This window comes from Streptomyces sp. Xyl84 (assembly GCF_059731885.1).
The window spans coordinates 5,579,996-5,606,844 of the sequence record NZ_AP029182.1 but is presented as its reverse complement, the minus strand read 5'-3'; the positions used below and the strand labels follow the sequence as shown (position 1 = coordinate 5,606,844).

Genomic DNA, 26,849 nt, shown 5'->3' with positions numbered 1-26,849 from the left:
TCCGGGCCCGTCCGGCGTCCGAGGAGGACGCCGGAGGCCGACCGGCGGGCCTGGGGAAGCCCCCAAGGACGGGAAGAGCGGGCGGGCAAGGGGCGGCGGATCCCGTCGGGCCGCGCCCGCCGCCACCCGGACGGCCTCTTCCCGCCGGGTAAGGGAACGGCAAAGTACCCTCGCTCGTTCACCCGGCATGACAGCTATGACCCCCGGCTCGAACATTCCCCTCTCCGCCGCCCGTGTCACGGTCGACGTGACCGCGCCCGTGCGGCTGGACGTTTCGGGCCTGCTGCTCACCGGCGACGGCAAGGTGCGCTCGGACGACGACTTCATCTTCTACAACCAGCCCTCCGGCCCGGGCGTGACGTACCGCTCGGGCGGCGGCACCGCGCCGGACGCGATCACCGTCGACACGGCCGCGGTGCCGCCGGGCATCGAGAAGATCGTGGTCACCGCCAGCCCGGACGCCGCCGGGCAGACCTTCCAGGGCATCGAGCCCACGGCCACCATCCGCGACGCGGACGACGGCTCCCCGCTGGCCACGTTCACCCCGCCCCGGCTCGGCACCGAGACGGCGCTGGTGATCGTGGAGATCTACCTGCGCGGCGGGCAGTGGAAGGCGCGGGCCGTCGGCCAGGGGTACGCCGACGGGCTCGCCGGCATCGCGACCGACTTCGGCGTGAGCGTCGAGGAACCGCCGGCCGCCCCCGCCGCCCCGCAGCAGCCGGTCGCCCCGCCGCACCCGGGCACCCCGCCGCAGCCGATGGCCCCGCCGCCCGCCCCCCACACCCAGGTCACCGGGCCGGTCGCGCCGCCCCCGCCCGCGCCGTCGGCCCCGCCCGCCGCCGGCACCGGGAAGGTCAACCTCGACAAGGGCCGGGTCAGTCTCCAGAAGAACCAGACGGTGTCCCTCGTCAAGGGCGGCCGCCCCCTGCTGTCCCAGGTGAAGATGGGCCTCGGCTGGGAGCCCGCCTTCCGCGGCGCGGACATCGACCTGGACGCCTCGGTCATCGCCTACGGCCCGCAGCGCAACCACATCGACAGCTGCTACTTCGGCAAGCTGTCCATCCTGGGCGGCGCGGTCAAGCACTCCGGCGACAACCTCACGGGCGAGGGCGCGGGCGACGACGAGGTCATCGTGGTCGACCTCGGACGCCTCCCGCAGGAGGTCACCGGCCTCGTCTTCACGGTCAACTCCTTCTCCGGCCAGAAGTTCACGGAGGTCGCCAAGGCGTACTGCCGGCTCCTGGACGCCGGAACCGGCGAGGAACTGGTCCGCTTCGACCTCACCGGCGCCGAGGCCCAGACCGGCGTGATGATGGCCAAGCTGATCCGGCAGTACTCCGGCGAGTGGGAGATGACGGCCATCGGCGACTTCGTCAAGGCGCGCACCGTACGGAACATGGTGAAGCCCGCCGCCCAGGCACTGTAGGCACCACGGCGGCGGCGCGAGGCCCGGCACACCCTCCTGGCCCCGGGCCGCCCCGGTACCTCGCGCCACCCGGAGCCCGGCACTTTCCGGTACCCGGAGCCCCGGCGCTTCCCCGGACCCGGACCCGGGCACCTCTCGCAAGGGACCAGACGCCGTACCCGGGCCCCACGGCCCCGCCCGGTAGCCGGCCACCGCGGCCGGTACCGGGGTCCGGGCCGCCCCGGTCCCGTCGGCCGGCCGCGCCTGCCGTCTGCTGTGCCCGCCGTCTGCCGTGCCCCCCGTCTGCCGTGCCCGGCCGCGCCCGCCGCCGGGCACGGGTGCGCTCAGGCCCGCAGGCCCTCCAGCAGCAGGGACAGATAGCGCCGGATGTGCGCCCCCTGCCCCGCCTGCTGTCCGTCGGCCAGTTCGGACGCTGTCGCCACACCGTGCGCCAGCCGCAGCAGTTCGAGCGGTTCCAGGTCCGCCCGCAGGGTCCCCTCCCGCTGCGCGGCCTCCACCAGCCGGGCCGCGGCGCCCTTGAGCGACGTGCCGCACACCGTGACCGCCGCCGCGCTGCCGTCCGTGACGGCCGACCCGAGCAGCGCCTTCAGACCGCGCGCCTGGATCGTCCAGACGCACAGCTCCTCCAGCCAGGCCGTCAGCGCCTCGCCCGGCGGCAGGTCCCGCGCCAGCTCGCCCGCGCGGGCGGCGATCGCCTCGATCCGGTCGACGTAGGCCGCCTCCAGCAGCGCCTGCCGGTTCGGGAAGTGCCGGTAGAGCGTGCCGGAGCCGACGCCGGCGCGCTTGGCGATGTCGTCGAGGGACGCGTTCTCCCCGTGCTCGGCGAAGGCCCGTGCCGCCACCTCGAGCAACCGCTCGTAGTTGCGCCGGGCGTCCGCGCGCATCGGCCTGACCTGCGTCATCCAGACCCTCCTCGCGAACCGGGGACCATCTCCGTAATTTACCGGAGCCCTGGACGCGGGGCCGGGCCCGGTCCCGGACGACGGACTCGCCCGGGACCGGCGAGCGGCGGTCCCGTCCTCAGCCGGCCCACGGCCAGTCGGCGTCCCGCCCGGCTTCGAGCAGCTGCACCATCCGGAAGGCCGCGTCCGACAGGCCGCCGAAGGTGTGCCGCCCGTCCCGGCCGGACGGCCCGTGGCCCGCACGGTACCCGGCGAGGTTCCAGGTGTAGACCGGCACGTGCGGCGGGATCTGCTCGGTCGGGTCGCCGTGCCGGCTGGGGGCGTACTGCTCGTCGGTGACGATCAGCACCCGGTCGTGCCCCCGGTAGTGGCGCCGTACCGCCTCGGTGGTGTCGGTGCCGCCGAGGTCGCCGAAGCGGTCCAGGATCTTCAGCACCGACTCGCCCCGCCGGAAGGGCACCGGGTCGCTCGACGACCCGCACTGGACGAGGTCCGCGTGCGCCGCGCGCAGCGCCAGCGCCGTGCCGAAGACGGCCGCCGCGTCCGCCCGGTTCAGTTCGGAGCGCTCCGACATCCGCGACCAGAACATCGACCCCGAGCGGTCCACGAGCACCAGCGTGCGGCCCGTCAGCGCGGGCACGTTGGCCAGCGAGTGGCCGAGCGCCTGCTCCAGCGGGTACGCCCAGCGCAGCGACGGGGCGTGCTGGTAGGCGGCCAGGTACCGGAAGGGGAACTGCCGTGAGCGGGCCACCTGCTCCGGGTCGCTGATCTTCGCCGCGACCCGTGCGGCGACCTCGTCCGAGACGCCGGCCTGGTCGAAGTTGCGCAGGTTGCGCACGAGCGCCATCACGCCCATGGACGGGATGACGGCCTCCCACGCCGCCCGGTCCATCGGGCCCTGCAGCCAGCCGGCCAGCGCCTCCCAGGTCAGGCCCGCCGCGGCCAGACGCTCGGCGCCGCCGGCGGAGGTGACCACCGCGCGCCGCTCGGCCACCGGCAGCGCCATCAGCTCCCGGTGCGCGGTGAGCACCGGGTCGGACGCCGGCGGCACCGCCGTCTCGGGGTGGTGGCGGCGGTCCAGCGCGTACCGGAACAGTTCGCCCTGCCCCGGCTTGTCCGGGTCGGGCACCGCGTGCACGAGGTTGAGGATGTCGCCGAAGCGGTAGCCCTTGGAGGCGGTGTCGTACTTCAGCAGCGACCGGGCGTGGTACAGCCGGCGTACGGCGTCGGCGATCCCGCGCTTGACCGGCTTGGGCACGGCGCGCCCGTACGTCGCCGTCCAGTACGCCAGCAGTTCACCGGGCTCGTCCGGCCGCCGCAGCACCGAGTCCACGACCTGCCGGTTGGCGGGGCCGCCGGCCGCGCCAACCGCCAGCCGGGCGTGCACGTACTCGGCGGCGCCCACGACCGCGGCGGTGCGCAGGTTGCCCTCGCCGCGCAGCCAGCCGAGCAGGCCGGCCGTCCAGGCCGGGTCGGCGACGGCGAGTTCGCGCACGAGCCGCACGAACCGGTCGTCGCGGTCGGCGCCGTCCTCGTAGAAGGTCTGCTGCGACACCATGTGGGAGACCGCGAGCAGGAAGAGTTCCGAGCGCGCGTCCCGCTCCCGGCCCCGGCCGCCCTCGTGGGTGCGCAGCACGCGCCCCGTGGACGTCACCCGGGAAACGGGCTGCGGACGGGCCGTCCTGGTGTTGAATCGCGCCATCGTGAATTCCCCCGAATTCGTTCACCGTGTTCTCGCGGTGTTCCGGAGGGAGGCGCGGCAGAAGGAGGGTGCCCGAGATCAGGGGTCGGCGACGGACTGTGTCAGATGCTCTGCCGATTGAGCTACACCGGCCCTGAGCCGATGACGGGACTCGAACCCGCAACCGTCCGATCCGAAAGAAGTAACCGTTGCCTGCGCACCGGGCACCCACCATCAGCCGCGCCTCCCGAGATCAGTTCGGCAGCGGCGTGGATTCTGTGCGAAGAAGTAGCCGCGGCCCGCGCACCGGGAGGTGCGTGAAGCTTTCGGTGTCCAGAGATCGAAGGCGGCTGAACCGACGTGTGGTGCTCTGCCTCTGAGCTACACCGGCGCGTGGTGCCGGTGGCGGGATTCGAACCCGCGGCCTCCCCATTATGAGTGGAAGTAGGTCCTGCCTGTCGCACCTGGACGTGCATCACTCTAGGAGGCAGACCGCGGGCCGGGCGAACGAATTTATTCTTCTCCCGCTCGCCCGGGACCGCTTCGGTCCACACCGGCTCGCTCCGGGATCGCTTCGGTGTTCCCTCCGGCTCGCTGCTCCCCGCTCCGGCCGGCCCGCGTTCACCCCGGTTCGCTCAACCGCCCTGCGCGGAGCGCGCCTTGAAGGCCGCCTTGCGGGCCTCCTTCGCGATCTTCTTGTCGGGGTGGAGCCGTCCCATGGCCTCCAGGACGTCCGCCGTCCGCGGGTGGTCCACCCGCCAGGCCGCGGCGAAGAACCCGCTGTGCTGCTCGGCGAGGCCCTGCACCAGTGCGTGCAGTTCGTCGGACTCGCCCTCGGCGGCCAGTTGCGCGGCCACGGTGTCGATGGTGAGCCAGAAGACCATGTCCTGGGTCGGCGGGGGCACGTCGGGCAGGCCGCGCTCGGTCAGCCAGACCCGGGCGAGGCCGCCCAGTTCGGCGTCGTCGAGCACCTCGCGCAGCGCCGGTTCGGCCACCGCGCCCACCAGGGACAGCGCCTGCTGGCAGCGGAGCCGGCGCAGCGGCGCCCCGGCGTCCGTGCCGCGCGCCGCGGCGAGCAGTTCGCGGGCGGCGGCCAGGGGTTCGCGGCGCGCCAGCCACTGCTCGGTCTCGGCGTGCGTGGCGGCGGGCGGGAAGGCGGCGGTGCCGTCGAGCAGCGCGTCCGCTCCCTTGTCCGCGAGGTCGCCGACGGCCGGGGCGTCGTGGCCGGCCTCCAGGAGCCGGGCGCGCATGCCGTACAGCCCGAGCGGGGTGAGCCGCACCATGCCGTACCGGGCGACCTCCACCTCGTCGTCGGTCACCGGCGTCCCGGCGGCCTCCCCCGTCCGCCCGGCGCCGTCGCCGTCCGCGGCCTCCCCGGTGTCCTCCAGAAGGGCCTCGTCCACCGGCCGGTAGTCGACGAGCCCGACCGGCTCCAGCAGCCGGAACTGGTCGTCCAGCCGCATCATCGCGTCGGAGACCTGTTCCAGTATGTCGTCGGTGGGCTCCCCCATGTCGCTGGGCACGATCATGGAGGCGGCGAGCGCGGGCAGCGGCACGGGTGCGCCGGCGGGGCCCTCCTCGCCGACGGTGAGCAGGTACAGGTTGGCGAGCACCCCGTCCAGGAACTCCGCCTCGGCCTGCGGGTCCCAGTCCAGCGTGGACAGGTCGACGGCGCCGCCCTCGTCCATCGCGTCGATCAGGCCGTCCAGGTCGGGCACGCTCGCGTCGGCGAGGACCGCGTCCAGCGCGGCCAGCCAGACGGTGAGCACGTCGTGCGGGGAGCCGCCGGTGAGCAGCCGCAGTTCCGCGCCCGCCGTGACGGTGCCCTCCTCCTCGTCGGTGATCTCGACGAGCCCGGTGTCGACGGCCAGCCGCCAGGCCTCGCTCGCCCAGGCCGCCGCGTCGTCGCCGTCGAGCCCCAGTTCCCGGGCGGCGGCGGGCAGTTGCTCCGGCACCAGCGCGCCGCCGGCGTCGACCCGGGTCGCGGGTCCGGCCCACCGCGCGAGCCGGGCGGCCCGGGACAGGAGCGGGGTGGCGAGGGCGTCCCGGGCCAGTTCCGGTTCGGAAGCCAGCCGCACCGGCGGCAGCGGGGACGTGTCTGACATCGACTGGTTCTCCTAGGACCTGGTGGCCGGGGGTGCGCACCCCCGGGCCGAAAAAGCCTGACGACTCAACCGCTCAGCCTAGACGGATTTCCACCCATGCCGACCGGTTCATCTGCCGGACCCCCTGCGTACATGGCCGAAACCTTGACAACCACCCTGGCCGCGCAGGAGATTGACGCGCGTAGAAATTCGGGGGACAGCTGTTCACCGACTGCTCTGCGCGCCGCGCCGCCCACCGGTCGCGGCGTCCGGTTCCACGCCCCACCCTCGTCCCGGCGCTCCTGTACGTCCCCGGAGGGATTCCGTTGCCCAGCAAGTCTTCCGCGCGGCTGGCCGCGCTGACCGTCGCCGCCGTCTGCTCCGCGGCGGCGGTCACCCAGATGATCGTGCTCCCCGCGCCCGCGCACGCGGACTCCGTGCGCATCCATGACATCCAGGGCACGACCCGGATCTCCCCGTACGCCGGCCAGAAGGTCTCGGACGTGGCCGGAATCGTCACCGGGGTCCGTACCTACGGCTCCTCGAAGGGCTTCTGGATGCAGGACCCCGACCCGGACGCGGACCCGGCCACGAGCGAGGGCGTCTTCGTCTTCACCAGCTCCGCCCCGAAGGCGGCCGTGGGCGACTCGGTGACGGTCACCGGCACGGTCTCCGAGTACGTCCCCGGGGGCACCTCGTCGGGCAACCAGTCGATCACCGAGATCACCAAGCCCGCCGTCACCGTGCTCTCCGCCGGCAACGCCGTCCCGGCCCCGGTCGTCCTCGACGCCGAGTCGGTGCCCGCGGCCTACGCCCCGGCCGGCGACAGCGCGGCGAACGGCTCGGTCAACGCCCTGCCGCTGCGCCCCGAGCGCTACGCCCTGGACCGCTACGAGTCGCTGGAGGGCATGAACGTCCAGGTGGAGGACGCCCGCGTGGTCACCGCCACCGACCCGTACACCGAGCTGTGGGTGACGGTGAAGCCGCACGAGCACGCCGCCCCGCGCGGCGGCACGGTGTACGGCTCCTACGACTCCCAGAACACCGGCCGGCTCCAGATCCAGTCGCTCGGGGCCACCGCGGACTTCCCGGTGGCGGACGTCGGGGACACCCTCGCGGGCGCCACCACCGGACCGCTGGACTACAACCAGTTCGGCGGCTACACGCTGGTCGCGAACCGGCTCGGCACGCTGGAGAGCGGCGGCCTGCGGCGCGAGACGACCCGCGCGCAGTCCCGCGGCGAGCTGGCGGTGGCCACCTACAACGTGGAGAACCTGGACCCGTCCGACACCACCTTCGCGGCGCACGCCTCCGCGATCGTGCACAACCTGCGCTCGCCCGACATCGTGTCCCTGGAGGAGATCCAGGACGACAACGGCGCCACCGACGACGGCACGGTCACCGCGGGCGTGACCATGGCCAAGCTGATCGACGCGATCGTCGCGGCGGGCGGCCCGCGCTACGAGTGGCGCTCCATCGACCCGGTCGACGGCCAGGACGGCGGCCAGCCCGGCGGCAACATCCGCCAGGCCTTCCTGTTCAACCCGGCCCGGGTCTCCTTCACCGACCGCCCCGGCGGGGACTCCACCACCGCCGTCGGCGTCACCCGGGTGCACGGCAAGGCCGCCCTGACCGCCTCGCCGGGCCGCGTCGACCCGGCGAGCGGGGCCTGGAAGTCCAGCCGCAAGCCGCTGGCGGGCGAGTTCGTCTTCCACGGCCGCACGGTCTTCGTGATCGCCAACCACTTCGCGTCCAAGGGCGGCGACCAGGGGCTGACCTCGCAGTACCAGCCGCCGGTGCGCAGCTCGGAGACGCAGCGCCACCTCCAGGCGGCCGAGGTGAACTCCTTCGTCAAGGACATCCTGAAGGTCCAGCGGAACGCGGACGTGATCGCCCTCGGTGACATCAACGACTTCGAGTTCTCCGGCACCGCGCAGATCCTGGAGGGCGGCGGCGAGCTGTGGTCGGCGATCAAGTCGCTGCCCAGGAGCGAGCGGTACACGTACGACTACCAGGGCAACGCGCAGGTCCTGGACCAGATCCTGATCAGCCCCTCGATCCGGCACGGCCACCGCTTCGACTACGACAGCGTGCACATCAACTCCGAGTTCCACGACCAGATCAGCGACCACGACCCGCAGGTGCTGCGGCTGCGCCCGTAGCGGGCGGCGGCGGCCGGGCGGTGGCGCGCCCGGCCGCGGCCCCGCCGGCCGTCTTCAGGCGGGTACGAGCCCGAGCGCGTGCTCGTAGCGGCTGACGGTGCTGCTCTTGAGCCCGGGCCAGGTCTGGACGCGCTTCCACGGCCCGGTCGGTGACCCGACGCCGTCGCCCGGGGCCGCGAGCGCTTCCCGGTGCGCCCGGGCGCTCTCCCACTCGGCGTAGTTCAGGACCCGCGTGCCGTCGGTGCTCAGGTGGAAGTGGGCGGCGATCCCGCCGGGGTGCGGGTCCGGCTCCCCGTCCAGGGCTTCGAGGACCGCGTCGGCCCAGGCGCGCTGCCGGCCGGGGTCGGGGCCGTCGAACTCGACGTCGACGATCACGATGCTCCCGGGGACCCGACCGGGACGGCCGGCGGAGCCGCGGTGGTACCGGTAGCGGCCGAGCCGCACCCGCTCGATGCCGGGGACGGCGGTGTCGATCTCGTCGACCCGCTCCTGCCGGTGGGCCTTCACGAACGCCTCGAACGCCTGCTCGCTCGCCCACTGCGAGTGGTGGAGCAGCGTGGAGCCGTCCTCGCCGGTGTAGACGTGGTACGAGAGCAGGTCGCGGGCGGGCCAGGGCCGACGGGTCCAGGTCTCGGCGATGGCCTCGACGGTCTGCCGCTGCCGCTCGGGGGTCCCCACCCGCCAGGTGCTGAAGAGGGGCGCGTCCACGCGCGGGTCGGTGAGGTCGGGATGCGCGGTGGTACGGCGGGTCGTACGGGGTACGGACATCATCTGAGCGGGCCTCCGTGCTCGCGGGACACGACGGACGCAACGGCGTCCGACCGGGACGTCCCCCACTCTCGGACCTCAACCAAAGTCGAGGTCAACCCCCTGCTTGGGTGGCCCCGGAGCACGACCCCTGTGCGCACGGCACCGTCCCGCGAGCCCGGGCCGAAGGGCAGCGCGGCACCGGAGCACGAACGCACGCGATACGTACGCCGCCCGCCCGACACCGGGCCCCGGCGGAACCGGAACCCCCCGGCGCCCGGAGCGCGGGCAGTGTCGGCGTGCGGACCGCATCCGGGGGCGGCCGCATCCGCGAGCGGCATCCGGTACGGCACGCCGCCGCACCCCCTGCGCCCGCCCACGCGCCCGCGCCCACTCGCTCCCCGGCGCACGTGTGCGGCGCGCCACTCGCTCGTGGCGCGCCGCACCTCGGCCGTACGCGGTGTTCTCTCACAGGTGCGCGCGCCGCCGCCTCAGCAGTCCCGCCGTCAGCGCGAGCATTCCCGCCGCTCCCAGGATCAGCAGCGGGCGCGGATGGCGGCGGCAGGCGCGGGCCGCGTCGCTCACCGGCCGGCCGGCGGACTGCCGCGTGCGCCGCAGCGCGTCGGCGGCCCGTTCCTCGGCGCGGTGCCCGGCCTGTACGGCACCGCTGCGCATCTGGACGCTCATGGCCCCGGCGCGGTCCCGCAGGTCGGCCGCGCGGGCCCTGGTGCGGCCCTTGACGTCGGCCTTCGCCGCCAGTTCCTCGACGGTGTCGCCGAGCCGGGTCCTGGTCTGCTCGATCTGCCGGCGCAGTTCGTCCGGCCCCTTCGCTCCCAGGGCCCGCGCGGCCCCGCCGGCCGCCCCCTGCCTGCCGTCGGTCATCGGTGGTGTGCCCTTTCCTTGAGTTCCTCGACGTCCGCCTTGACGCTGCCGAGCGCCTGCTGCGGTGTGGGCGGTCCGGCGCGCCGCAACTGGGCACGTCCGGTCAGGGCCAGCAGGCCCGCGAGCGCGAACAGCACGCCGGTCACGATGAGCGCGGCGGCCCACACGGGCAGCACCAGCGCGAGCGCGGCCACGCCCGTCCCGGCGAGCGCGAACACCCCCACGTACGCGAGTGCGCCCGCGGCGCCCAGCAGTCCGCCGCCGCGCCCCATGCGCCGCCCCTTGACGGTCAGCTCCTCCTTGGCGAGGGCGACTTCCTGCCGTGCGAGCAGGGAGAGCTGTTCGGTGGCGTCGTGGACGAGTTCGCCCACCGACCGGTCGTGCGCCGGGCGGTCGCCCGCCACGGGCTGCTGCGCGCGGACAGGTCTGGCATCGATGGTCCCGGTCACTGTGTCCCGCCTCCTCTCGGTCCGGGACGGCCGGGTACCCGTGGACGCCTCCGCTACCCCTGGCCCGGGCCGCGCTCGCCGAGCAGGGCCAGCTGGGTCTGGAACCAGTCGAGCCGGGCCTGCAACAGGGAGGCCTCCGCGACGAGTTCGGGCAGGCCCGGGCCGCCGCGGCCGTCCGGACCGGCCGCGTCCGTGAGGTCCGCCGGACTGCCCGCAGCGGTCGGAGCGGCCTGGCCGGCCGCAACCGCCGGGCCGGGTTCCGCGAGGACCCGCAGGCCGTCCCCGGCCAGCCGGGCGAACCCGGTGAGGGTCAGGGCCGTACGCCCCCGCACGCAGCCCGCGCAGGCGGCGGCCAGGGCCGGCCGGCCGGGCCGGCCCCAGCCCGCGTCGGCCAGCGAGTCGGCGGGCGCGCCGCACGCGCACGGGCCGACCGTCATCGTCCGCACCCGCTGGCGGGCATAGCGGTACCCGCGTTCGAAGCGGATGTAGGAGCCGAGGACGGACACCTCCAGGAGCACCGCGGACCGGTGCTCGGCTGTGCACAACAGCTCCTGCGCGGCGGCGCGTTCGTGCACGCAGTGGAAGCCGCAGTCGCAGAACCGGGCGGGCGGCCGGTGCCGGCGGCCGTAGACGCAGCCGGCGTCCGCGACGACGCCGTACGGCAGCGCACCGCCGAGCGACACTCCGGTGAACCCGGCCCGGGCGCCGTCCCGCGACAGCACCGGGTGGGCGATCTTGTAACCGGTCGGCGGCTCCGTCGGGTGTTCCGTCGGCAGCCGCAGCCTCATCGGGCGGCCGGGACCTCTTCGGGCGCGGTGGCGGCCGGTGTCTCCTGCGGGACCCGGACGGCCTCTGCGGGAGTCTCCTCCTCAGCCGGCCGCGGCTGCTCCTCCTCCTGCGCGACTCCGGTGGCCAGTGCCTTGCCGAGCTTCATGACGCCTCCCATGAGCTGCCGGTCAGTGACCTTCACCCTCCATGGTGACCCAAACGGCCGACTTTGGACACAGCACACCTTCGTTCCAGTATTGCTTATCAATTCCCCGTAGAAGAATTAAGTGGAGCTTCATGGAAGGTCCGCCGAGACTACCTCCATGACGACGATCGCGAAGAGCCCGCCGGGTGCCGGTGGCCCCGCCCGCCCCGTCGGCCGCACCCTGTGCGCCATGGTCACGCCCTTCACCCCGTCGGGCGCCCTCGACCTGGACGGCGCCGGGCGCCTGGCCGACCGCCTGGTGAGCGAGGGGTGCGACGGGCTCGTCCTGAGCGGCACGACCGGCGAGTCACCGACCACCACGGACGCCGAGAAGGCGGACCTGGTCCGCGCCGTCCGGGAGGCAGTCGGGGACCGGGCCACGCTCGTCGCGGGCGTGGGCACGGCCGACACCCGGCACACCGTCGAACTCGCCCTGGCCGCCGAGAAGGCCGGTGCCGACGCGGTGCTGGTGGTGACGCCGTACTACAGCAGACCCCCGCAGGACGCGGTCGAGGCGCACTTCCGCACGGTCGCGGACGCCTCGGGGCTGCCCGTCGTGCTCTACGACATCCCGGCCCGCACCGGCACCCGCATCGAGGTCCCGACGCTGCTGCGCCTGGCCGCGCACCCGCGCATCGTCGCCGTCAAGGACTGCTCCTACGACCTCCTCGGCGTCCAGAAGCTGCTGGCGCGCACGGACCTGGCGTTCTACGCGGGCTGCGACGAGCACAACCTCGCCCTCTACGCGGTCGGCGGCGCGGGATACGTGAGCACGGTCGCGAACGTCGTCCCCGGCCGACTGCGCGCCGTCCTGGACGCGTTCGACGCGGGCGACACGGCGCGGGCCGCCCGGTTGCAGCAACAGGCCACGGAACTCATCGAGTTGACGATGTCCGCGGGGCTGCCCGGCACGGTCACCGTCAAGGGCCTGCTCAACGCGCTCGGACTGCCGGCGGGCCCGGTCCGCGCGCCCCTGCGCCCCGCGGACCGGGAGGCGGTCGGCGGCCTCCTCGCGGCCTGCGAACGGCTCATGGCGTCCGCGCCCTGACCCTGCCGGACGACCGGGGCGATCACGGCGTACGCGGCGGGCCGCCCAGCCGCCGGGGCGACGGGCAGAGCCCGGGGGCCCCGCACACCTGACGGCAGGGCACCCCGGGGCCGCCCCGCTGCGCCACGTGGACCCGCGCAGAGGCCCGCACACCCCGGACCTCGCGGCCGCCGGCCGCCTTCGTCACCCTGTGGGGCCCGCCCGCGTCACCGCTGGAAAAGGATGCGGCGCCCCTCCTGACGGAAAGGGCGCCGCACCGTGACGGCCGCTCGTCGCGACGTCAGTTGTGGCTGTGCAGGATCTCGTTCAGCCCGCCCCAGACCGCGTTGTTCGGGCGGGCCTCGACGGCGCCGGTGACCGAGTTGCGGCGGAAGAGGATGTTGGAGGCGCCGGAGAGTTCACGGGCCTTGACGATCTGTCCGTCGGGCATGGTGATGCGGGTGCCCGCGGTGACGTACAGGCCGGCCTCCACGACGCACTCGTCGCCGAGCGCGATGCCCACGCCCGCCTCGGCGCCGATCAGGCACCGCTCGCCGATGGAGATGATCACGTTGCCGCCGCCGGAGAGCGTGCCCATGGTGGAGGCGCCGCCGCCGATGTCCGAGCCGTCACCGACCACGACACCCGCGGAGATGCGGCCCTCGACCATGGAGGTGCCGAGGGTGCCCGCGTTGAAGTTCACGAAGCCCTCGTGCATGACCGTGGTGCCCTCGGCGAGGTGGGCGCCGAGGCGGACCCGGTCGGCGTCGGCGATACGGACGCCCTTGGGGGCCACGTAGTCCGTCATGCGCGGGAACTTGTCGATGGAGGTCACCTGGAGGTGCAGGCCCTCGGCGCGGGCGTTGAGCCGCACCTTCTCGACGTCGTCGACGGCGACCGGACCCAGCGACGTCCAGGCGACGTTGGCGAGGAAGCCGAACATGCCGTCCAGGCTCAGGCCGTGCGGCTTGACCAGGCGGTGGGAGAGCAGGTGCAGGCGCAGGTAGACGTCGTGCGCGTCGATCGGCTTCTCGTCGAGCGAGGCGATGACCGTGCGGACCGCGACCACCTCGACGCCCCGGCGGGCGTCCGGACCGGTCGCCGCGGTCGCGCCGCCGCCGAGCAGTCCGGCGGCGCGCTCGGCGGACAGCCGTTCGGTCCCGGCCGGGCCGGGCTCGTCCGTCAGTTCGGGGGCGGGGAACCACGTGTCGAGGACGGTGCCGTCGGCGGCGATCGTGGCGAGTCCGGCGGCGACGGCGCCGGTGGTGCGGGGAGCAGTGTCGGTCATGGGGAAAACCTAACGTGGGGGCGGGTGCGGGAGCGAACCGTGTCTCACGTGCCGGGCGGCCTCGGTGGGATCACCCGAGCCAGCACCTCGCGGGCGTACTCCTCGTCGTACGAACCGCCCGTCAGCAGCACCTGGAGGCAGATGCCGTCCACCAGGGCGACCAGGGCCCGGGCGGTGACCGGGTCGGTGTGCCGGGACAGGAGGGCGGCGAGGCCGTCGGCCCACTCGGCGGCGACCGGACGCAGGGCGGGGCGGCGCAGCGCGGCCAGGTACAGCTCGTACTCCAGCTCGACACCGGTACGGTCGCCGGCCAGCCACTCCCCCGTCGCGGCGGCGAGTTCGCCCGCCAGGTCGGGGTGCGGGGCGTCCAGCGCGCCGCGCGCGGCGACCGCCTCGGCGAAGCCCTCGTTGGCCTGCCGCAGGGCAGCGACCAGCAGGTCGTCGAGGGTGGCGAAGTGGTACGTCGTGGAGCCCAGCGGCACATCGGCCTCGGCGGCGACGGTGCGGTGGCTGAGCCCGGCGATGCCCTGAGTTCCCACGACCCGGATCGCCGCGTCGATGATCCGCTGCCGTCGGCCGGGGTCGTAGCGCCGGGGCATCAGTGGGCGCCGCCCAGGTTGAGCACCACCACGCCGAGGATGATCAGCGCGATCCCGGCGATCTTGACGAGGGTCATCCCCTCCCCCAGGAAGGCCACGCCGATGGTGGCGATGGCCGCGGTGCCGATGCCGGACCAGATGGCGTAGGCGGTGCCGACTTCGAGGGTCTTGAGGGTCTGGGCGAGCAGCGCGAAGGAGATCAGGTAGCCGAGCACGGTCAGCACCGAGGGGCCCACCCTGCTGAACCCCTCGCTGTACTTCATGGCGGTGGTGCCGGCGACCTCGGCGGCTATGGCTCCGGCCAGGAAGAGGTATCCCATGTGTACGAGCGTACATAACGGCGGAAGGCCGGGAACAGAGGCGCGGACAGCGAAACGGCGGCACCCGAGGGGTGCCGCCGTTCCCGTCGCCGCGTCCGTCAGACGTTGAACCCGAGCGCCCTCAGCTGCTCGCGGCCGTCGTCCGTGATCTTGTCCGGACCCCACGGCGGCATCCAGACCCAGTTGATGCGCAGCTCGTTGACGAGACCGTCCGTGGCGGACTTGGCCTGGTCCTCGATGACGTCGGTGAGCGGGCAGGCCGCCGACGTCAGGGTCATGTCGACGGTCGCGATGTTCGACTCGTCGACGTGGATGCCGTAGATCAGGCCGAGGTTGACGACGTCGATGCCCAGTTCGGGGTCGACGACGTCCATCAGGGCCTCGCGGAGCTCCTCCTCCGAGGCCGGCTTCATCTCCACGGTCTCGCTCATGCCGTCTTCCTTTCGGCGTCGGCGCCGTCCAGCGCCTGGGCCGTCGCGTCCTTCCAGGCCATCCAGCTCAGCAGGGCGCACTTGACCCGGGCCGGATACTTGGACACCCCGGCGAACGCGACCGCGTCCTCCAGGACCTCCTCCATCGCGTCGTCGGGCTCGATCTTCCCCTTGGACTGCATCAGCTCCAGGAAGGTCTCCTGGATCCTCTGCGCCTCGGCCAGATCCTTGCCGACCAGGAGGTCGTTCAGCACCGAGGCCGAGGCCTGGCTGATGGAGCAGCCCTGCCCCTCGTAGCTGACGTCCTCGATCGTCGTACCGTCGTACTTCACACGGAGGGTGATCTCGTCGCCGCACGTCGGGTTGACGTGGTGCACCTCGGCGTCACCGTCCCGCAAGCCCCGCCCGTGCGGGTGCTTGTAGTGGTCCAGGATGACGTCCTGGTACATGGAGTCCAGCTTCACGCCTCAGCCCCTCATCCGAAGAAGTTCCGTACGTGCTCCAGGCCGTCGACCAGGGCGTCGATCTCGGCCGGCGTGGAGTACAGATAGAACGACGCTCGCGTGGTCGCAGGAATTCCGTAGCGCAGGCAGACCGGGCGGGCGCAGTGGTGACCGACCCGGACGGCGATGCCCTGCTCGTCGAGGACCTGGCCCACGTCGTGCGGGTGGATGTCGCCGAGCGTGAAGGAGATCGCCGCGCCGCGGTCCTCGGCCGTGGTCGGGCCGATGATGCGCAGGTCGGGGACGTCCGCGAGCCGCTTCACCGCGTACTCGGTGAGCGCGTGCTCGTGCGCGAGGACCTTGTCCATGCCGATCGCGTTCAGGTAGTCGATCGCCGCGCCCAGGCCGATGGCCTGGGAGATCGGCGGGGTGCCTGCCTCGAACTTGTGCGGGGCGGGGGCGTAGGTCGAGGAGTGCATCGACACCGTCTCGATCATCTCGCCGCCGCCGAGGAACGGAGGCAGGTCCTCGAGGAGCTCCTGGCGGCCCCAGAGCACGCCGATGCCGGTCGGGCCGCACATCTTGTGGCCGGTGAAGGCCACGAAGTCGGCCTGGAGTGCCTGCACGTCCAGCGGCATGTGGGGGGCGGCCTGCGAGGCGTCGACGCAGACCAGGGCGCCGACCTCCTGGGCGCGGCGCACTATCGCCTCGACCGGGTTGAGGGTGCCGAGGATGTTGGAGACCAGCACGAAGGAGACGATCTTCGTCTTCTCGGTGATGACCTCCTCGATGTTCGACAGGTCCAGGCGGCCGTCGTCGGTCAGGCCGAACCACTTCAGCTTCGCGCCCGTGCGCTGCGCCAGCAGCTGCCACGGCACGATGTTGGAGTGGTGCTCCATCTCCGTGATGACGATCTCGGTGTCGTGGTCCACCCGGTAGGGCTCGTCGGCCCAGCCCAGCATGTTCGCCACGAGGTTGAGCGACTCGGAGGCGTTCTTCGTGAAGATCACCTCGTCGCGGCTCGGCGCGTTGATGAACGCCGCGACCTTGTCGCGGGCGCCCTCGTACAGCGCCGTGGCCTCCTCGGCGAGCACGTGCACACCGCGGTGCACGTTGGCGTTGTGCTGTTCGTAGTACTCGGACAGCACGTCGAGCACCTGGCGCGGGGTCTGGGAGGTCGCCGCGTTGTCCAGGTACACGAGCTTCCTGCCGTCGTGGACCAGTCGGTCCAGGACGGGGAAGTCCTTGCGGATCGCCTCGGTGTCGAGGAGGCCCGGCAGCTGTGTCACGCGGATGCGCCACCCTTCACGTATGCCTCGTAGCCCTCGTTCTCCAGCTTGTCCGCCAGCTCGGGACCGCCGGACTCGGCGATGCGGCCGTCGGCGAACACGTGGACGAAGTCGGGCTTGATGTAGCGCAGGATGCGCGTGTAGTGCGTGATCAGCAGGGTGCCGACCTCACCGGTCTCGCGGACGCGGTTCACGCCCTCGGAGACGATCCGCAGCGCGTCGACGTCCAGGCCGGAGTCGGTCTCGTCGAGGATCGCGACCTTCGGCTTGAGCAGCTCCAGCTGGAGGATCTCGTGGCGCTTCTTCTCACCGCCGGAGAAGCCCTCGTTCACGTTGCGCTCGGCGAAGGAGGGGTCCATGTGGAGCCGCTCCATGGTCTCCTTGACCTCCTTCACCCAGGTGCGCAGCTTGGGGGCCTCGCCGCGGATGGCGGTGGCGGAGGTGCGCAGGAAGTTGGAGACCGAGACGCCGGGGACCTCGACCGGGTACTGCATCGCCAGGAACAGGCCGGCGCGGGCGCGCTCGTCGACGGACATCTCCAGGACGTCCTCGCCGTCGAGGGTGACGGTGCCCCCGGTGATCGTGTACTTCGGGTGACCCGCGAGCGAGTAGGCGAGGGTCGACTTGCCGGAGCCGTTGGGGCCCATGATGGCGTGCGTCTCGCCCTGCTTCACGGTGAGGTCGACGCCCTTGAGGATCTCCTTCGTGGCGTTGTCGGCCTCGACGGTGACGTGCAGGTCTCGGATTTCAAGCGTTGCCATGGATGCCTCAGGACTCCTGGGAGAGGGAGACGAGCACGTCGTCCCCTTCGATCTTTACGGGGTATACGGGGACGGGACGCGTCGCCGGAAGACTGTCGGGCTTGCCGGAACGGAGGTCGAAGCGCGAGCCGTGCAGCCAGCACTCGATGTGGCAGTCGTCGACCTCGCCCTCGGCGAGCGAGACGTTCGCGTGCGAGCAGATGTCGTGGATGGCGAACACCTCGCCCTCGGTGTGCACCACGGAGATGGGCGTGCCGTCGAGTTCCACCCGCTTCGGGGTGTCCGCCTCCAGCTCGCTCAGCGCGCACACACGTACAAAGGCACCGCTCATGCGACGGACGCCTCCAGCTCCTCCTCGATCTTGGCGAGCAGGCGCTCCTCGATGTCCTTGACACCGATCTGCTGGACCAGTTCGGCGAAGAAGCCACGGACGACGAGGCGGCGGGCCTCGTGCTCCGGGATGCCGCGGGCCATCAGGTAGAAGAGCTGCTCGTCGTCGAAGCGGCCGGTGGCGCTGGCGTGGCCGGCGCCGACGATCTCGCCGGTCTCGATCTCCAGGTTCGGCACGGAGTCGACACGGGCGCCGTCGGTCAGCACCAGGTTGCGGTTCATCTCGTAGGTGTCGGTGCCCTCGGCCCGGGCCTCGATGAGCACGTCACCGATCCACACCGCGTGCGCCTGCTCGCCCTGGAGGGCGCCCTTGTACACGACGTTCGACTTGCAGTGCGGGGCGTCGTGGTCGACGAAGAGGCGGTGCTCCTGGTGCTGGCCCGAGTCGGTGAAGTACAGGCCGAGCATCTCGACCTCGCCGCCGGCCCCGGCGTACGTCACGCGCGGGTGCAGCCGGACGACGTCGCCGCCGAAGGTGACGACGACCGACTTGAAGGAGGCGTCCCGGCCGACCAGCGCGTTGTGCTGGCCGACGTGGACGGCCTTGTCGTCCCAGTCCTGGACGGAGACGACGGTGAGCTTGGCACCGTCGCCCAGGAGGTAGTCGACGTTGGCGGCGAGCACCGCGTCACCTGTGTGGTCGATGACGACGACGGCCTCGGCGAAGGCGCCCAGCTCCACGACCTGGTGGCCGTAGGCGACCCCGCCCTCGCCGTGCACCGCGATGCGGATCGGCTCGGTCAGGACGGTCTCCTTGGGGACGGTCACGACCGAGGCCTGCTCGAAGGAGGAGTAGGCCTGGGCGGCGACGCGGTCGACCGGGGTGCCCGCCTTGCCGAGCCGCGCGTCGTCACGGCCGACGCTCTCCACGCTCACGCCCTCGGGGGCCTGGATGTCCACCTTCACGCCGGTGCCGGTGGCGGTCGCGGTGCCGTCGTGCAGGCCGCGCAGCCGCTCCAGCGGGGTGAAGCGCCATTCCTCCTCCCGGCCGTGCGGGACCGGGAAGTCCGCCACGTCGAAGGACGGGGGCGCGCTCATGCGGGTGGCGACGGTCGACTCCGCGGCCACCGCGATCTGGCCGGCGGTGGTGGAACCCACCGGTGGGGGCGCCCCCTGTCCGAGCGGAGTCGGGGACTGGGGGGAGTTCTGGGCCTCAGCCATGGCTGTCGGTCTGCTCTCTTCCTACGTCAGTGTTCGCTGGCTGTCTCGGCGGGCGGTCGTCAGCCGACCGCGCCTTCCATCTGCAGCTCGATCAGCCGGTTCAGCTCCAGCGCGTACTCCATGGGGAGTTCCTTGGCGATCGGCTCGACGAAGCCGCGCACGATCATCGCCATCGCCTCGAACTCGGACAGACCGCGGCTCATCAGGTAGAAGAGCTGGTCCTCGGAGACCTTGGAGACGGTCGCCTCGTGGCCCATGGACACGTCGTCCTCGCGGACGTCCACGTAGGGGTAGGTGTCGGAGCGGGAGATGGTGTCGACGAGCAGCGCGTCGCACAGCACGTTGGACTTGGAGCCCGCGGCGCCCTCACCGATCTCGACCAGGCCGCGGTACGAGGTGCGGCCGCCGCCGCGCGCCACCGACTTGGAGACGATGTTGGAGGAGGTGTTCGGCGCCATGTGCACCATCTTGGAACCGGCGTCCTGGTGCTGGCCCTCGCCCGCGAAGGCGATGGAGAGGGTCTCGCCCTTGGCGTGCTCGCCCATCAGGTAGACGGCCGGGTACTTCATCGTCACCTTGGAGCCGATGTTGCCGTCGATCCACTCCATGGTCGCGCCCTCGTAGGCGACGGCGCGCTTGGTGACCAGGTTGTAGACGTTGTTCGACCAGTTCTGGATGGTCGTGTAGCGGCAGCGGGCGTTCTTCTTGACGATGATCTCGACGACCGCGGAGTGCAGGGAGTCCGACTTGTAGATCGGGGCCGTGCAGCCCTCGACGTAGTGCACGTAGGCACCCTCGTCGACGATGATCAGGGTCCGCTCGAACTGGCCCATGTTCTCCGTGTTGATGCGGAAGTAGGCCTGGAGCGGGATCTCGACGTGCACGCCCTTCGGCACGTAGATGAAGGAGCCGCCGGACCACACGGCGGTGTTCAGCGCGGCGAACTTGTTGTCACCGGCCGGGATGACCGTGCCGAAGTACTCCTTGAAGAGCTCCGGGTGCTCCTTCAGGGCGGTGTCGGTGTCCAGGAAGATGACGCCCTGCTCCTCCAGGTCCTCGCGGATCTGGTGGTAGACGACCTCCGACTCGTACTGGGCGGCCACGCCGGCGACCAGGCGCTGCTTCTCGGCCTCGGGGATGCCCAGCTTGTCGTAGGTGTTCTTGATGTCCTCGGGCAGGTCCTCCCAGGACTCCGCCTGCTTCTCCGTGGAGCGCACGAAGTACTTGATGTTGTCGAAGTCGATCCCCGACAGGTCCGAGCCCCAGTTCGGCATGGGCTTCTTCTCGAAGAGCTTCAGGCCCTTGAGGCGGAGCTTGGTCATCCACTCCGGCTCGGACTTCTTCCCGGAGATGTCCTTGACCACGTCCTCGTTCAGACCGCGCCGTGCGGAGGCGCCGGCCTCGTCGGAGTCGGCCCAGCCGTATTCGTACTTGCCCAGGCCCTCGAGTTCGGGGTGGGCAGTCTCCGTGGGGAGAGTCATGCGGGGTTCCTCCCGGCCGTGCTTGCGGATGCGTTGTCTGTCTGGGAAATCCTGGGGATGAACGTCGTGCAGACGCCGTCGCCGTGGGCGATGGTCGCCAGTCGCTGGACGTGGGTACCCAGCAGCTCGGCGAAGATCTCCGTCTCCGCCTCGCACAGCTGGGGGAACTGTTCCGCGACGTGGGCGACCGGGCAGTGGTGCTGGCAGAGCTGCTCGCCGACCGGTGCGCTGCGCGCCGTAGCAGCGTACCCGTCCTGGCTCAGGGCCTTGGCGAGCGCTTCGGCGCGTTCACCGGGGCCCGCCGCCTCGATCGCCCGGCGGTAGGCGCGCGCCTGGGCGGCGATGCGGGCCCGGGCGAAGGCGGTGACCGCCTCCTGGCCGCCCTCGCGCTCGGCGATCCAGCGCATGGCGTCCGCTGCGAGCTTGTCGTACGACTGGTCGAAGGCGTCCCGGCCGCAGTCGGTGAGCGCGAAGACCTTGGCGGGCCGGCCGCGCGTCCGCGCGCCGTACACCCGCCGCTCGCGTGCCTCCACGACGTCGTCGGCGACCAGCGCGTCCAGGTGACGCCGCACGGCCGCCTGGGTGAGCCCCAGCCTGCCGGCCAGCTCGGCGACGGTCGAGGGACCGTGGTCCAGGATGGACCGCGCGACCCGGTTGCGCGTGGAACGCTCCCCGGTCGCGAACTCCTCCTGCGGGGCCCCCGCGGGGGTCTCCCGAGCCTCGCCGACGTTTTTCACAACGCCATTGTTGCGTAATTCCTCGGACCCTGACAAGCGCCGCCGGTCAGGGCGCACGGTGCCCTGCGTCACTTAGGCAAACCTAATCCGACCTGCGGAAACGATCTGTGATCGATCAAACGGGTGGCGGCTTCCCGCCCGGCGCGCCAGACTCCCCGCCATGCCCACACCCCCGCCGACCGGCCCTCTTGTGACCCGCGACATGGTCGCCGCCGCCCTGCGCGCACTCGGGGTGAGGCCCGGCGAGATCCTGCTGGCCCACTCCTCCCTGAAGTCACTCGGCTGGGTCTGCGGAGGCCCCGTCGCCCTCGTCCGGGGACTCCTCGACGCCCTCGGCCCGGATGGCACCCTCGTCGTCCCCGCCCACAGCGGCGACCTCTCCGACCCGGCCCTGTGGAGCGACCCGCCGGTGCCCGAGGAGTGGTGGGACACCATCCGGGCCACCCTGCCCGCCTACGACCCCGCCACGACGCCCACCTGCGGCGTCGGCGTCGTCCCCGAGACCGTGCGGACCTGGCCGGGCGCCCTGCGCAGCGCCCACCCCCAGACGTCGTTCGCCGCGATCGGCCCCCGCGCGCGGGAGATCACCGACGGCCACGCCACCGACTGCCGGCTGGGCGAGCGAAGTCCCCTGGCCCGGCTGGAGGCCGCCGGCGCCCGCGTGCTGCTGCTCGGCGCCGGATACGACACCTGCACCTGCTTCCACCTCGCCGAGTACCGCATACCCGCGCCCCTCGTGCGGGAGGGCAGGCCCGGACCGCACGGCTGGGAGACCGTGACCGAGGTGTCGGTCACCTCCGAACGGTTCGGCGAACTCGGGCACGACTTCGAACGGGACCGGCCCGTCGCCACCGGAAAGGTCGGCGCGGCCGACGCCCGGCTCTTCCCCGTGGCCGACGCGGTCGCCTACGCCGAACGCTGGCTCGCCCTGCACCGTCCCCGTGAGGAGGACATCACGCACCCGCCCGCCTGAAGCGCCCGGCGCGTCCCTAGACTCTGGACCCATGCGAAGTGAGCCAGTGGTCCAGGTGCAGTCCCTGGTGAAGCGGTACGGCACCAAGACCGCGGTGGACGGCCTCGACCTGGTGGCCCGGGCGGGTGTGACCGCCGTCCTCGGCCCCAACGGCGCCGGCAAGACGACCACGGTCGAGACCTGCGAGGGGTACCGGAAGCCGGACTCCGGCACGGTGCGCGTCCTGGGCCTCGACCCGGTCGGGCAGTCCGCCGCGCTGCGCCCCCGTATCGGCGTGATGCTCCAGTCCGGCGGCGTCTACTCCGGGGCCAGGGCCGACGAGATGCTCCGGCATGTCGCCAGGCTGCACGCCCACCCCCTGGACGTGGACGCCCTGATCGAACGGCTGGGGCTGGGCGGCTGCGGGCGGACGAGCTACCGCCGCCTCTCCGGCGGCCAGCAGCAGCGCCTCGCGCTCGCCATGGCCGTCGTCGGCCGCCCCGAGCTGGTCTTCCTCGACGAGCCGACCGCCGGTCTCGACCCGCAGGCCCGCCGGGCCACCTGGGACCTGGTGCGTGACCTGCGCGCCGACGGCGTGTCCGTGATCCTCACCACCCACCACATGGACGAGGCCGAACAACTCGCCGACGACGTCGCGATCATCGACGCCGGCCGGGTCATCGCGCAGGGCTCCCCCGAGGAGCTGTGCCGCGGCGGCGCGGAGAACACCCTGCGCTTCAGCGGCCGCCCCGGCCTCGACGTCGCCTCCCTGCTCAAGGCCCTGCCCCCCGATTCCTCCGCCGCCGAGCTGACGCCCGGCGCGTACCGGGTGGTCGGCGAGATCGACCCCCAACTGCTCGCCACGGTGACGTCCTGGTGCGCGCAGCACGGGGTGATGCCCGACCGGATCTCCGTGGAGCGGCACACACTCGAGGACGTCTTTCTGGAGCTGACCGGCAAGGAGCTGCGTTCATGAATCCGTCCCGCACCGAGCCCGGCCGGGGGTCCGGGGGTCGCCCCCCGGGAGGACACAGCCTGGAGCCGACCGGCAAGGAGCTGCGCTCGTGACCACCGCCACCGGCTCACCGACGGGCACGTACACGCCCGATCCCGGCGCCGCCCCGCTGACCCGCATGATCGCGGCACAGGCGGTGCTGGAGACGAAGATGCTGCTGCGCAACGGCGAGCAGCTGCTGCTCACCGTCGTCATCCCGACCCTGCTGCTGGCGCTGTTCAGCTCCGTGGACATCGTGGACACCGGCGCGGGCAAGGCCGTGGACTTCCTCACACCCGGCGTCCTGGCACTCGCCGTCATGTCGACGGCGTTCACCGGGCAGGCCATCGCCACCGGCTTCGAGCGCCGCTACGGCGTCCTGAAGCGGCTGGCCTCCTCCCCGCTGCCGCGCTGGGCCCTGATGACCGCCAAGACGGTGTCCGTGCTGGTCACCGAGGTGCTCCAGGTGATCCTGCTGACCGTGATCGCCTTCGCGCTCGGCTGGTCCCCGCACGGCGGCCCGCTCGCCGTGCTGGTGCTGCTGGTGCTCGGCACGGCCGCCTTCTCCGGGCTCGGCCTGCTGATGGCCGGCACGCTCAAGGCCGAGGCGACCCTGGCCGCAGCCAACCTGGTCTTCCTGCTGCTGCTCGTCGGCGGCGGCGTGATCGTGCCCTTGGACAAGTTCCCCGCCGGGGCCCAGGACGTGCTGGGTCTGCTGCCGATCTCGGCCCTGTCCGACGGGCTACGGGACGTGCTCCAGCACGGCGCCGCGATGCCGTGGGGCGACGCCGGGATCCTCGCCGTGTGGGCGGTCGTTGCCCTGGCCGCCGCCGGGAAGTTCTTCCGCTGGGAGTAGGGACCGCAGACCTCCGTGGACCCTCGTGAGACGGACCCTCGTGAAAGCGTGCACAAGCGGCGGCCTACGATGGAACGCGTGCCGAACCTGACCCGCGACGACGCCGTATCCGCCGTGCGCAACCCGCTCGCCTTCATCGCCGAACGCTGGACCCCGCAGCCCAGGACCGTCCAGCGGGCGGCCATGGCCGCGCTCGTCATGGCGGTGATCATCGTCGTCACCGGCGGCGCCGTGCGGCTGACCGGCTCCGGCCTGGGCTGCCCCACCTGGCCGACCTGCACCGACGACTCGCTGACCACGACCCGTGCGATGGGCTTCCACGGCGTCATCGAGTTCGGCAACCGCATGCTGACGTACGTGCTGTGCGCCGCCGTCGGCTGGGCCATCGTCGCCGCCCGCGCGCAGAAGCCCTGGCGGCGCGGCCTGACCCGGCTGGGCTGGGCTCAGTTCTGGGTCGTCATGGGCAACGCGGTGCTCGGCGGCATCGTCGTCCTCGTCGGGCTCAACCCCTACACCGTCGCGGCGCACTTCCTGCTCACCACCGCGCTGATCGCGGTCGCCACGGTGACGTGGCAGCGCACCCGTGAGGGTGACGGGCAGCCGCGTCCGCTGGTCGGCAAGGCGGTGCAGCAGCTGGTGTGGTTCCTGGTCGTCGCGAGCGTGCTGCTGATCGCGGCGGGCACGGTGGTGACCGGCGCCGGTCCGCACGCGGGCGACTCCGCCGAGGTCGAGCGCATCCCGCTCGACTGGGAGACGGTCGCCAAGGCGCACGCGGTGCTGGCCTGGATCGTGGTGACGCTGACGTTCGCCCTGTGGTTCGTCCTCAAGGCCGTGGACGCGCCCGAGGGACCGCTGCACCGCACGCGGGACCTGTTCCTGATCCTGCTCGCCCAGGGCGTCATCGGTTACGTGCAGTACTTCACGCACCTGCCGGAGGTCCTGGTGGGCCTGCACATGCTGGGGTCCTGCCTGATGTGGATCGGCGTGCTGCGGGTGCTGCTGTCGCTGCGCGAGCGGCCGCAGACCGTGAGCGGCGGGCTGCCGGAGGCACCCGTGGAGACGGCCTCGCTGACGAAGGCGTGACGCCGCCGGGCCGCGTCGGCGGCCCGCGCCCCGGGGCGCTTGCGGGCAAGGCGCCTCGGACAGGACGCCCGCGCGGTGTCCGCCCACCGGGGCGCCCGCGGGTTCCGGAAGCCGGCGGGTCACCCGAGCCCGTACACCCGCCGTGCGTTGCCCGCGGCGACCATCCGTGCCACCCGCCGCGCGTCCTGCGCCGACCAGGCGCCCTCCGCGACCCAGGCGCCGAGCACCCGCCCCAGCGCCTCACGGAACAGCCGGGCCCCCACCAGGTGCAGCTCGGGCAGTGCGCCGGCGCCGCTGGAGAAGAGGACCTTGCCGAAGGGGGCCAGCTCCAGGACCTCGGCGAGCACCGTGGCGGCCCGTGCGCCGGTGCGCGCCGGCGCGGCGCCCGAGTCGGTGTACACGTGCGGGAAGACCGCGGCGAGGTGCGCGGCGTTGCGGTGGTACGGGTAGCCGTGCAGCAGGACCAGGTCGGTGCCCAGGCCCGCGGTCGCGCGGACGAAGTCCGTCAGCAGCACCGGGTCCGTGCGGTCGGCACGTCCGCCCGGGCCGGCCGGCCCGGCGTGCAGCTGGAGCGGCCGCCCGGAGGCCACCGCGGTCCACAGCAGGTGGCGCAGCAGCACCGGATCGCGCAGCTCGCCGCCGACCTCCCGCCGGGCCAGCCAGCGTCCCGCGGCACCGCGCACCTGGCTGGGCCCCGGCGGCTCGGGCGCGAGCGCCAGACCGTGCCGCAGGCCCGCCACAGAGGTGAAGGCGACCGCCTGGGCCGCCGCGCCGTGCACCGACTCGGCGAGGTTCGCCAGGAAGGACCCGACGGTTCCCGAGGTGTCGGCGACCTGCTCGGCGAGGAGTTCCAGGCGGACGACCTCGTGGGCGGCGGCGGCCCCCGCCGAGGCCATCTCGCCCGGCCCCGTGAGGTCGCCGGGGACCCCGGTGTCCACCAGGTAGGCGGTGACGCCGCTGCCGCGCAGCAGTCTGCGGCCGGCCTCCAGGACGCCCAGCTCGCGGCGCCGGGCGAGGTAGCGGGCGGGCGGGCAGTGCGGTTCCAGGCCGAGCAGCGGGGGGCACCAGCGGCGTACGGCGAAACCGGTCTGGGTGTCGAAGAGGGTGGTGCCCGGGGCGGGCGGGCCCTCGGTGCTGGCCAGCTGGGCCTCGAAGGTGCCGAGGCCCAGTTCCGTTCGCAGGACGCCGTGGCAGTACTGGTCCACGAGGGACGGCGTTTCGATCATCCGGTCTCCCCCGGCTGGACCACATCCTCCGTAAGGTCCTAACGGGTGAACCGGCTCTCAGGTGGTGCCCGCCCCGCGGCTTTGTTCAGCCGTTGGCCGGGCCGCCGAGCTGGATGCCGGCCATCCGCTTCCACTCGTACGGGCCCGTGCGCACCTTGGCGGCGAACTCGCCGTCGAAGGTCTCGTGGACGGTGATCCCGGACTCGCGCACGGCCTGCTCGGCGATGGCGTAGGTGGGGGCCACGATGTCGCCCCAGGCGCCGTCCTCGCCGACGAGGACGATCCGGGCGCCGCGCTGCCCGATGTACGCGACCTGTCCCTCGGCCCCGCCGTGCGCCTTGGCGAAGGAGCCGATCCGCTGGGCGAGGCGGGCCGCCTTGCGCTCGGCCTTGGGGTCAACCTGCTGCGTGTCTGCCATGGCCAGGATGCTACCGACGGGTAGAGGGAACGGCGACGGGCGGGGTACGTGGCCTTGACCACGCGCCCCGCCCGTAGCGGACGTCAG

Annotated in this window: 28 protein-coding genes; 7 read left to right on the top strand and 21 right to left on the bottom strand. The window is 72.7% G+C overall.

Going from position 1 to position 26,849, the window contains the following annotated elements; all coding sequences use genetic code 11:
* Positions 1–196 precede the first annotated feature (196 nt).
* Positions 197–1,426, top strand: a complete 1,230-nt coding sequence (locus tag AC6I72_RS24305; protein WP_498004803.1) for a TerD family protein — start codon at positions 197–199, stop codon at positions 1,424–1,426.
* Positions 1,427–1,749: 323 nt separating this feature from the next.
* Here the strand turns inward: AC6I72_RS24305 and AC6I72_RS24300 are convergent, their stop codons facing one another.
* The 3 genes from AC6I72_RS24300 to AC6I72_RS24290 all read right to left on the bottom strand — a co-directional run bounded on the left by AC6I72_RS24300 (position 1,750) and on the right by AC6I72_RS24290 (position 6,114).
* Positions 1,750–2,328: a TetR/AcrR family transcriptional regulator gene (locus AC6I72_RS24300; RefSeq protein WP_498003307.1), complete on the bottom strand. Its 579-nt coding sequence runs from the start codon at positions 2,326–2,328 to the stop codon at positions 1,750–1,752.
* A 118-nt stretch (positions 2,329–2,446) separates the two neighbouring features.
* The gene (locus AC6I72_RS24295) at positions 2,447–4,030 is read right to left on the bottom strand and encodes a TROVE domain-containing protein (RefSeq protein WP_498003306.1); all 1,584 of its coding nucleotides are present in this window, start codon (positions 4,028–4,030) and stop codon (positions 2,447–2,449) included.
* A 614-nt stretch (positions 4,031–4,644) separates the two neighbouring features.
* Positions 4,645–6,114, bottom strand: coding sequence for a hypothetical protein (locus AC6I72_RS24290; protein WP_498003305.1), 1,470 nt, complete (start codon positions 6,112–6,114; stop codon positions 4,645–4,647).
* Between the two features lie 305 nt (positions 6,115–6,419).
* Here AC6I72_RS24290 and AC6I72_RS24285 point away from each other — a divergent pair, with 305 nt between their 5' ends.
* On the top strand, positions 6,420–8,255 hold the full coding sequence (locus AC6I72_RS24285; protein ID WP_498003304.1) for a DUF8508 domain-containing protein: 1,836 nt from the start codon (positions 6,420–6,422) through the stop codon (positions 8,253–8,255).
* Between the two features lie 54 nt (positions 8,256–8,309).
* On the opposite strand, the gene AC6I72_RS24280 is transcribed toward AC6I72_RS24285, so the two are convergent.
* From AC6I72_RS24280 to AC6I72_RS24260, 5 genes are all read right to left on the bottom strand, one after another.
* On the bottom strand, positions 8,310–9,026 hold the full coding sequence (locus AC6I72_RS24280) for an antibiotic biosynthesis monooxygenase (RefSeq protein WP_498003303.1): 717 nt from the start codon (positions 9,024–9,026) through the stop codon (positions 8,310–8,312).
* Between the two features lie 444 nt (positions 9,027–9,470).
* The gene (locus tag AC6I72_RS24275) at positions 9,471–9,884 is read right to left on the bottom strand and encodes a DUF3618 domain-containing protein (protein WP_498003302.1); all 414 of its coding nucleotides are present in this window, start codon (positions 9,882–9,884) and stop codon (positions 9,471–9,473) included.
* Complete coding sequence (locus AC6I72_RS24270; protein ID WP_498003301.1) at positions 9,881–10,333, bottom strand: phage holin family protein; 453 nt, start codon at positions 10,331–10,333, stop codon at positions 9,881–9,883. Before AC6I72_RS24270 ends, AC6I72_RS24275 begins: the two co-directional genes overlap by 4 nt.
* 53 nt (positions 10,334–10,386) lie before the next feature.
* Positions 10,387–11,121, bottom strand: coding sequence for a hypothetical protein (locus tag AC6I72_RS24265; RefSeq protein WP_498003300.1), 735 nt, complete (start codon positions 11,119–11,121; stop codon positions 10,387–10,389).
* On the bottom strand, positions 11,118–11,267 hold the full coding sequence (locus tag AC6I72_RS24260; RefSeq protein ID WP_498003299.1) for a hypothetical protein: 150 nt from the start codon (positions 11,265–11,267) through the stop codon (positions 11,118–11,120). The genes AC6I72_RS24265 and AC6I72_RS24260 overlap by 4 nt, the downstream gene beginning before the upstream one ends.
* Positions 11,268–11,424: 157 nt before the next feature.
* Between AC6I72_RS24260 and dapA the strand changes: the two genes are divergently transcribed.
* Positions 11,425–12,354 carry a 4-hydroxy-tetrahydrodipicolinate synthase gene (dapA, locus tag AC6I72_RS24255; protein WP_498003298.1) on the top strand — a complete coding sequence of 310 codons (930 nt, stop codon included), beginning with the start codon at positions 11,425–11,427 and terminating at the stop codon, positions 12,352–12,354.
* Between the two features lie 280 nt (positions 12,355–12,634).
* Here the strand turns inward: dapA and dapD are convergent, their stop codons facing one another.
* The 11 genes from dapD to AC6I72_RS24200 all read right to left on the bottom strand — a co-directional run bounded on the left by dapD (position 12,635) and on the right by AC6I72_RS24200 (position 21,233).
* Entirely contained in the window at positions 12,635–13,621 is a 987-nt protein-coding gene (gene dapD / locus AC6I72_RS24250; RefSeq protein WP_498003297.1) for a 2,3,4,5-tetrahydropyridine-2,6-dicarboxylate N-succinyltransferase, read from the bottom strand.
* Between the two features lie 44 nt (positions 13,622–13,665).
* Positions 13,666–14,220, bottom strand: a complete 555-nt coding sequence (locus tag AC6I72_RS24245; protein WP_498003296.1) for a TetR/AcrR family transcriptional regulator — start codon at positions 14,218–14,220, stop codon at positions 13,666–13,668.
* The gene (locus AC6I72_RS24240; RefSeq protein ID WP_498003295.1) at positions 14,220–14,540 is read right to left on the bottom strand and encodes a DMT family transporter; all 321 of its coding nucleotides are present in this window, start codon (positions 14,538–14,540) and stop codon (positions 14,220–14,222) included. Before AC6I72_RS24240 ends, AC6I72_RS24245 begins: the two co-directional genes overlap by 1 nt.
* A 98-nt stretch (positions 14,541–14,638) precedes the next feature.
* The gene (locus AC6I72_RS24235; protein WP_010039749.1) at positions 14,639–14,971 is read right to left on the bottom strand and encodes a metal-sulfur cluster assembly factor; all 333 of its coding nucleotides are present in this window, start codon (positions 14,969–14,971) and stop codon (positions 14,639–14,641) included.
* The gene (sufU, locus tag AC6I72_RS24230) at positions 14,968–15,435 is read right to left on the bottom strand and encodes a Fe-S cluster assembly sulfur transfer protein SufU (RefSeq protein WP_037860801.1); all 468 of its coding nucleotides are present in this window, start codon (positions 15,433–15,435) and stop codon (positions 14,968–14,970) included. Before sufU ends, AC6I72_RS24235 begins: the two co-directional genes overlap by 4 nt.
* An 11-nt stretch (positions 15,436–15,446) precedes the next feature.
* Positions 15,447–16,703: a cysteine desulfurase gene (locus AC6I72_RS24225; RefSeq protein ID WP_498003294.1), complete on the bottom strand. Its 1,257-nt coding sequence runs from the start codon at positions 16,701–16,703 to the stop codon at positions 15,447–15,449.
* Positions 16,700–17,464: a Fe-S cluster assembly ATPase SufC gene (gene sufC / locus AC6I72_RS24220; RefSeq protein WP_498003293.1), complete on the bottom strand. Its 765-nt coding sequence runs from the start codon at positions 17,462–17,464 to the stop codon at positions 16,700–16,702. Before sufC ends, AC6I72_RS24225 begins: the two co-directional genes overlap by 4 nt.
* Before the next feature lie 7 nt (positions 17,465–17,471).
* Positions 17,472–17,795 carry a non-heme iron oxygenase ferredoxin subunit gene (locus tag AC6I72_RS24215; protein WP_037860798.1) on the bottom strand — a complete coding sequence of 108 codons (324 nt, stop codon included), beginning with the start codon at positions 17,793–17,795 and terminating at the stop codon, positions 17,472–17,474.
* Positions 17,792–19,015, bottom strand: coding sequence for a Fe-S cluster assembly protein SufD (sufD, locus tag AC6I72_RS24210; protein WP_498003292.1), 1,224 nt, complete (start codon positions 19,013–19,015; stop codon positions 17,792–17,794). The genes AC6I72_RS24215 and sufD overlap by 4 nt, the downstream gene beginning before the upstream one ends.
* A 59-nt stretch (positions 19,016–19,074) precedes the next feature.
* Positions 19,075–20,496, bottom strand: a complete 1,422-nt coding sequence (gene sufB / locus AC6I72_RS24205; RefSeq protein ID WP_498003291.1) for a Fe-S cluster assembly protein SufB — start codon at positions 20,494–20,496, stop codon at positions 19,075–19,077.
* Complete coding sequence (locus AC6I72_RS24200) at positions 20,493–21,233, bottom strand: helix-turn-helix transcriptional regulator (RefSeq protein ID WP_498003290.1); 741 nt, start codon at positions 21,231–21,233, stop codon at positions 20,493–20,495. The genes sufB and AC6I72_RS24200 overlap by 4 nt, the downstream gene beginning before the upstream one ends.
* A gap of 160 nt (positions 21,234–21,393) precedes the next feature.
* On the opposite strand from AC6I72_RS24200, the gene AC6I72_RS24195 reads away from it, so the two are divergent.
* The 4 genes from AC6I72_RS24195 to AC6I72_RS24180 all read left to right on the top strand — a co-directional run bounded on the left by AC6I72_RS24195 (position 21,394) and on the right by AC6I72_RS24180 (position 25,118).
* On the top strand, positions 21,394–22,206 hold the full coding sequence (locus AC6I72_RS24195) for an AAC(3) family N-acetyltransferase (protein WP_498003289.1): 813 nt from the start codon (positions 21,394–21,396) through the stop codon (positions 22,204–22,206).
* Positions 22,207–22,237: 31 nt separating this feature from the next.
* Complete coding sequence (locus AC6I72_RS24190; RefSeq protein WP_498003288.1) at positions 22,238–23,161, top strand: ABC transporter ATP-binding protein; 924 nt, start codon at positions 22,238–22,240, stop codon at positions 23,159–23,161.
* 157 nt (positions 23,162–23,318) lie between these two features.
* Entirely contained in the window at positions 23,319–24,035 is a 717-nt protein-coding gene (locus AC6I72_RS24185; protein ID WP_498004802.1) for an ABC transporter permease, read from the top strand.
* A gap of 69 nt (positions 24,036–24,104) precedes the next feature.
* Complete coding sequence (locus tag AC6I72_RS24180) at positions 24,105–25,118, top strand: COX15/CtaA family protein (RefSeq protein ID WP_498003287.1); 1,014 nt, start codon at positions 24,105–24,107, stop codon at positions 25,116–25,118.
* Positions 25,119–25,237: 119 nt separating this feature from the next.
* Here AC6I72_RS24180 and AC6I72_RS24175 read toward each other — a convergent pair whose 3' ends face one another.
* The gene (locus tag AC6I72_RS24175) at positions 25,238–26,344 is read right to left on the bottom strand and encodes an amidohydrolase family protein (protein ID WP_498003286.1); all 1,107 of its coding nucleotides are present in this window, start codon (positions 26,342–26,344) and stop codon (positions 25,238–25,240) included.
* Between the two features lie 85 nt (positions 26,345–26,429).
* Positions 26,430–26,762 carry a hypothetical protein gene (locus AC6I72_RS24170; protein WP_498003285.1) on the bottom strand — a complete coding sequence of 111 codons (333 nt, stop codon included), beginning with the start codon at positions 26,760–26,762 and terminating at the stop codon, positions 26,430–26,432.
* Positions 26,763–26,849: the final 87 nt, after the last annotated feature.

Coding starts and splice junctions, on each gene's coding strand:
- AC6I72_RS24245 (WP_498003296.1), bottom strand. CDS start 14,220: ATGCCCCGGCGCTACGACCCCGGCCGACGGCAGCGGATCATCGACGCG.
- AC6I72_RS24295 (WP_498003306.1), bottom strand. CDS start 4,030: ATGGCGCGATTCAACACCAGGACGGCCCGTCCGCAGCCCGTTTCCCGG.
- AC6I72_RS24275 (WP_498003302.1), bottom strand. CDS start 9,884: ATGACCGACGGCAGGCAGGGGGCGGCCGGCGGGGCCGCGCGGGCCCTG.
- AC6I72_RS24175 (WP_498003286.1), bottom strand. CDS start 26,344: ATGATCGAAACGCCGTCCCTCGTGGACCAGTACTGCCACGGCGTCCTG.
- AC6I72_RS24180 (WP_498003287.1), top strand. CDS start 24,105: ATGGAACGCGTGCCGAACCTGACCCGCGACGACGCCGTATCCGCCGTG.
- AC6I72_RS24235 (WP_010039749.1), bottom strand. CDS start 14,971: ATGAGCGAGACCGTGGAGATGAAGCCGGCCTCGGAGGAGGAGCTCCGC.
- AC6I72_RS24170 (WP_498003285.1), bottom strand. CDS start 26,762: ATGGCAGACACGCAGCAGGTTGACCCCAAGGCCGAGCGCAAGGCGGCC.
- dapA (WP_498003298.1), top strand. CDS start 11,425: ATGACGACGATCGCGAAGAGCCCGCCGGGTGCCGGTGGCCCCGCCCGC.
- AC6I72_RS24195 (WP_498003289.1), top strand. CDS start 21,394: ATGCCCACACCCCCGCCGACCGGCCCTCTTGTGACCCGCGACATGGTC.
- AC6I72_RS24240 (WP_498003295.1), bottom strand. CDS start 14,540: ATGGGATACCTCTTCCTGGCCGGAGCCATAGCCGCCGAGGTCGCCGGC.
- AC6I72_RS24185 (WP_498004802.1), top strand. CDS start 23,319: ATGATCGCGGCACAGGCGGTGCTGGAGACGAAGATGCTGCTGCGCAAC.
- AC6I72_RS24265 (WP_498003300.1), bottom strand. CDS start 11,121: ATGAGGCTGCGGCTGCCGACGGAACACCCGACGGAGCCGCCGACCGGT.
- sufD (WP_498003292.1), bottom strand. CDS start 19,015: ATGGCTGAGGCCCAGAACTCCCCCCAGTCCCCGACTCCGCTCGGACAG.
- AC6I72_RS24260 (WP_498003299.1), bottom strand. CDS start 11,267: ATGAAGCTCGGCAAGGCACTGGCCACCGGAGTCGCGCAGGAGGAGGAG.
- AC6I72_RS24305 (WP_498004803.1), top strand. CDS start 197: ATGACCCCCGGCTCGAACATTCCCCTCTCCGCCGCCCGTGTCACGGTC.
- AC6I72_RS24215 (WP_037860798.1), bottom strand. CDS start 17,795: ATGAGCGGTGCCTTTGTACGTGTGTGCGCGCTGAGCGAGCTGGAGGCG.
- AC6I72_RS24300 (WP_498003307.1), bottom strand. CDS start 2,328: ATGACGCAGGTCAGGCCGATGCGCGCGGACGCCCGGCGCAACTACGAG.
- dapD (WP_498003297.1), bottom strand. CDS start 13,621: ATGACCGACACTGCTCCCCGCACCACCGGCGCCGTCGCCGCCGGACTC.
- AC6I72_RS24290 (WP_498003305.1), bottom strand. CDS start 6,114: ATGTCAGACACGTCCCCGCTGCCGCCGGTGCGGCTGGCTTCCGAACCG.
- AC6I72_RS24280 (WP_498003303.1), bottom strand. CDS start 9,026: ATGATGTCCGTACCCCGTACGACCCGCCGTACCACCGCGCATCCCGAC.
- sufB (WP_498003291.1), bottom strand. CDS start 20,496: ATGACTCTCCCCACGGAGACTGCCCACCCCGAACTCGAGGGCCTGGGC.
- AC6I72_RS24190 (WP_498003288.1), top strand. CDS start 22,238: ATGCGAAGTGAGCCAGTGGTCCAGGTGCAGTCCCTGGTGAAGCGGTAC.
- sufC (WP_498003293.1), bottom strand. CDS start 17,464: ATGGCAACGCTTGAAATCCGAGACCTGCACGTCACCGTCGAGGCCGAC.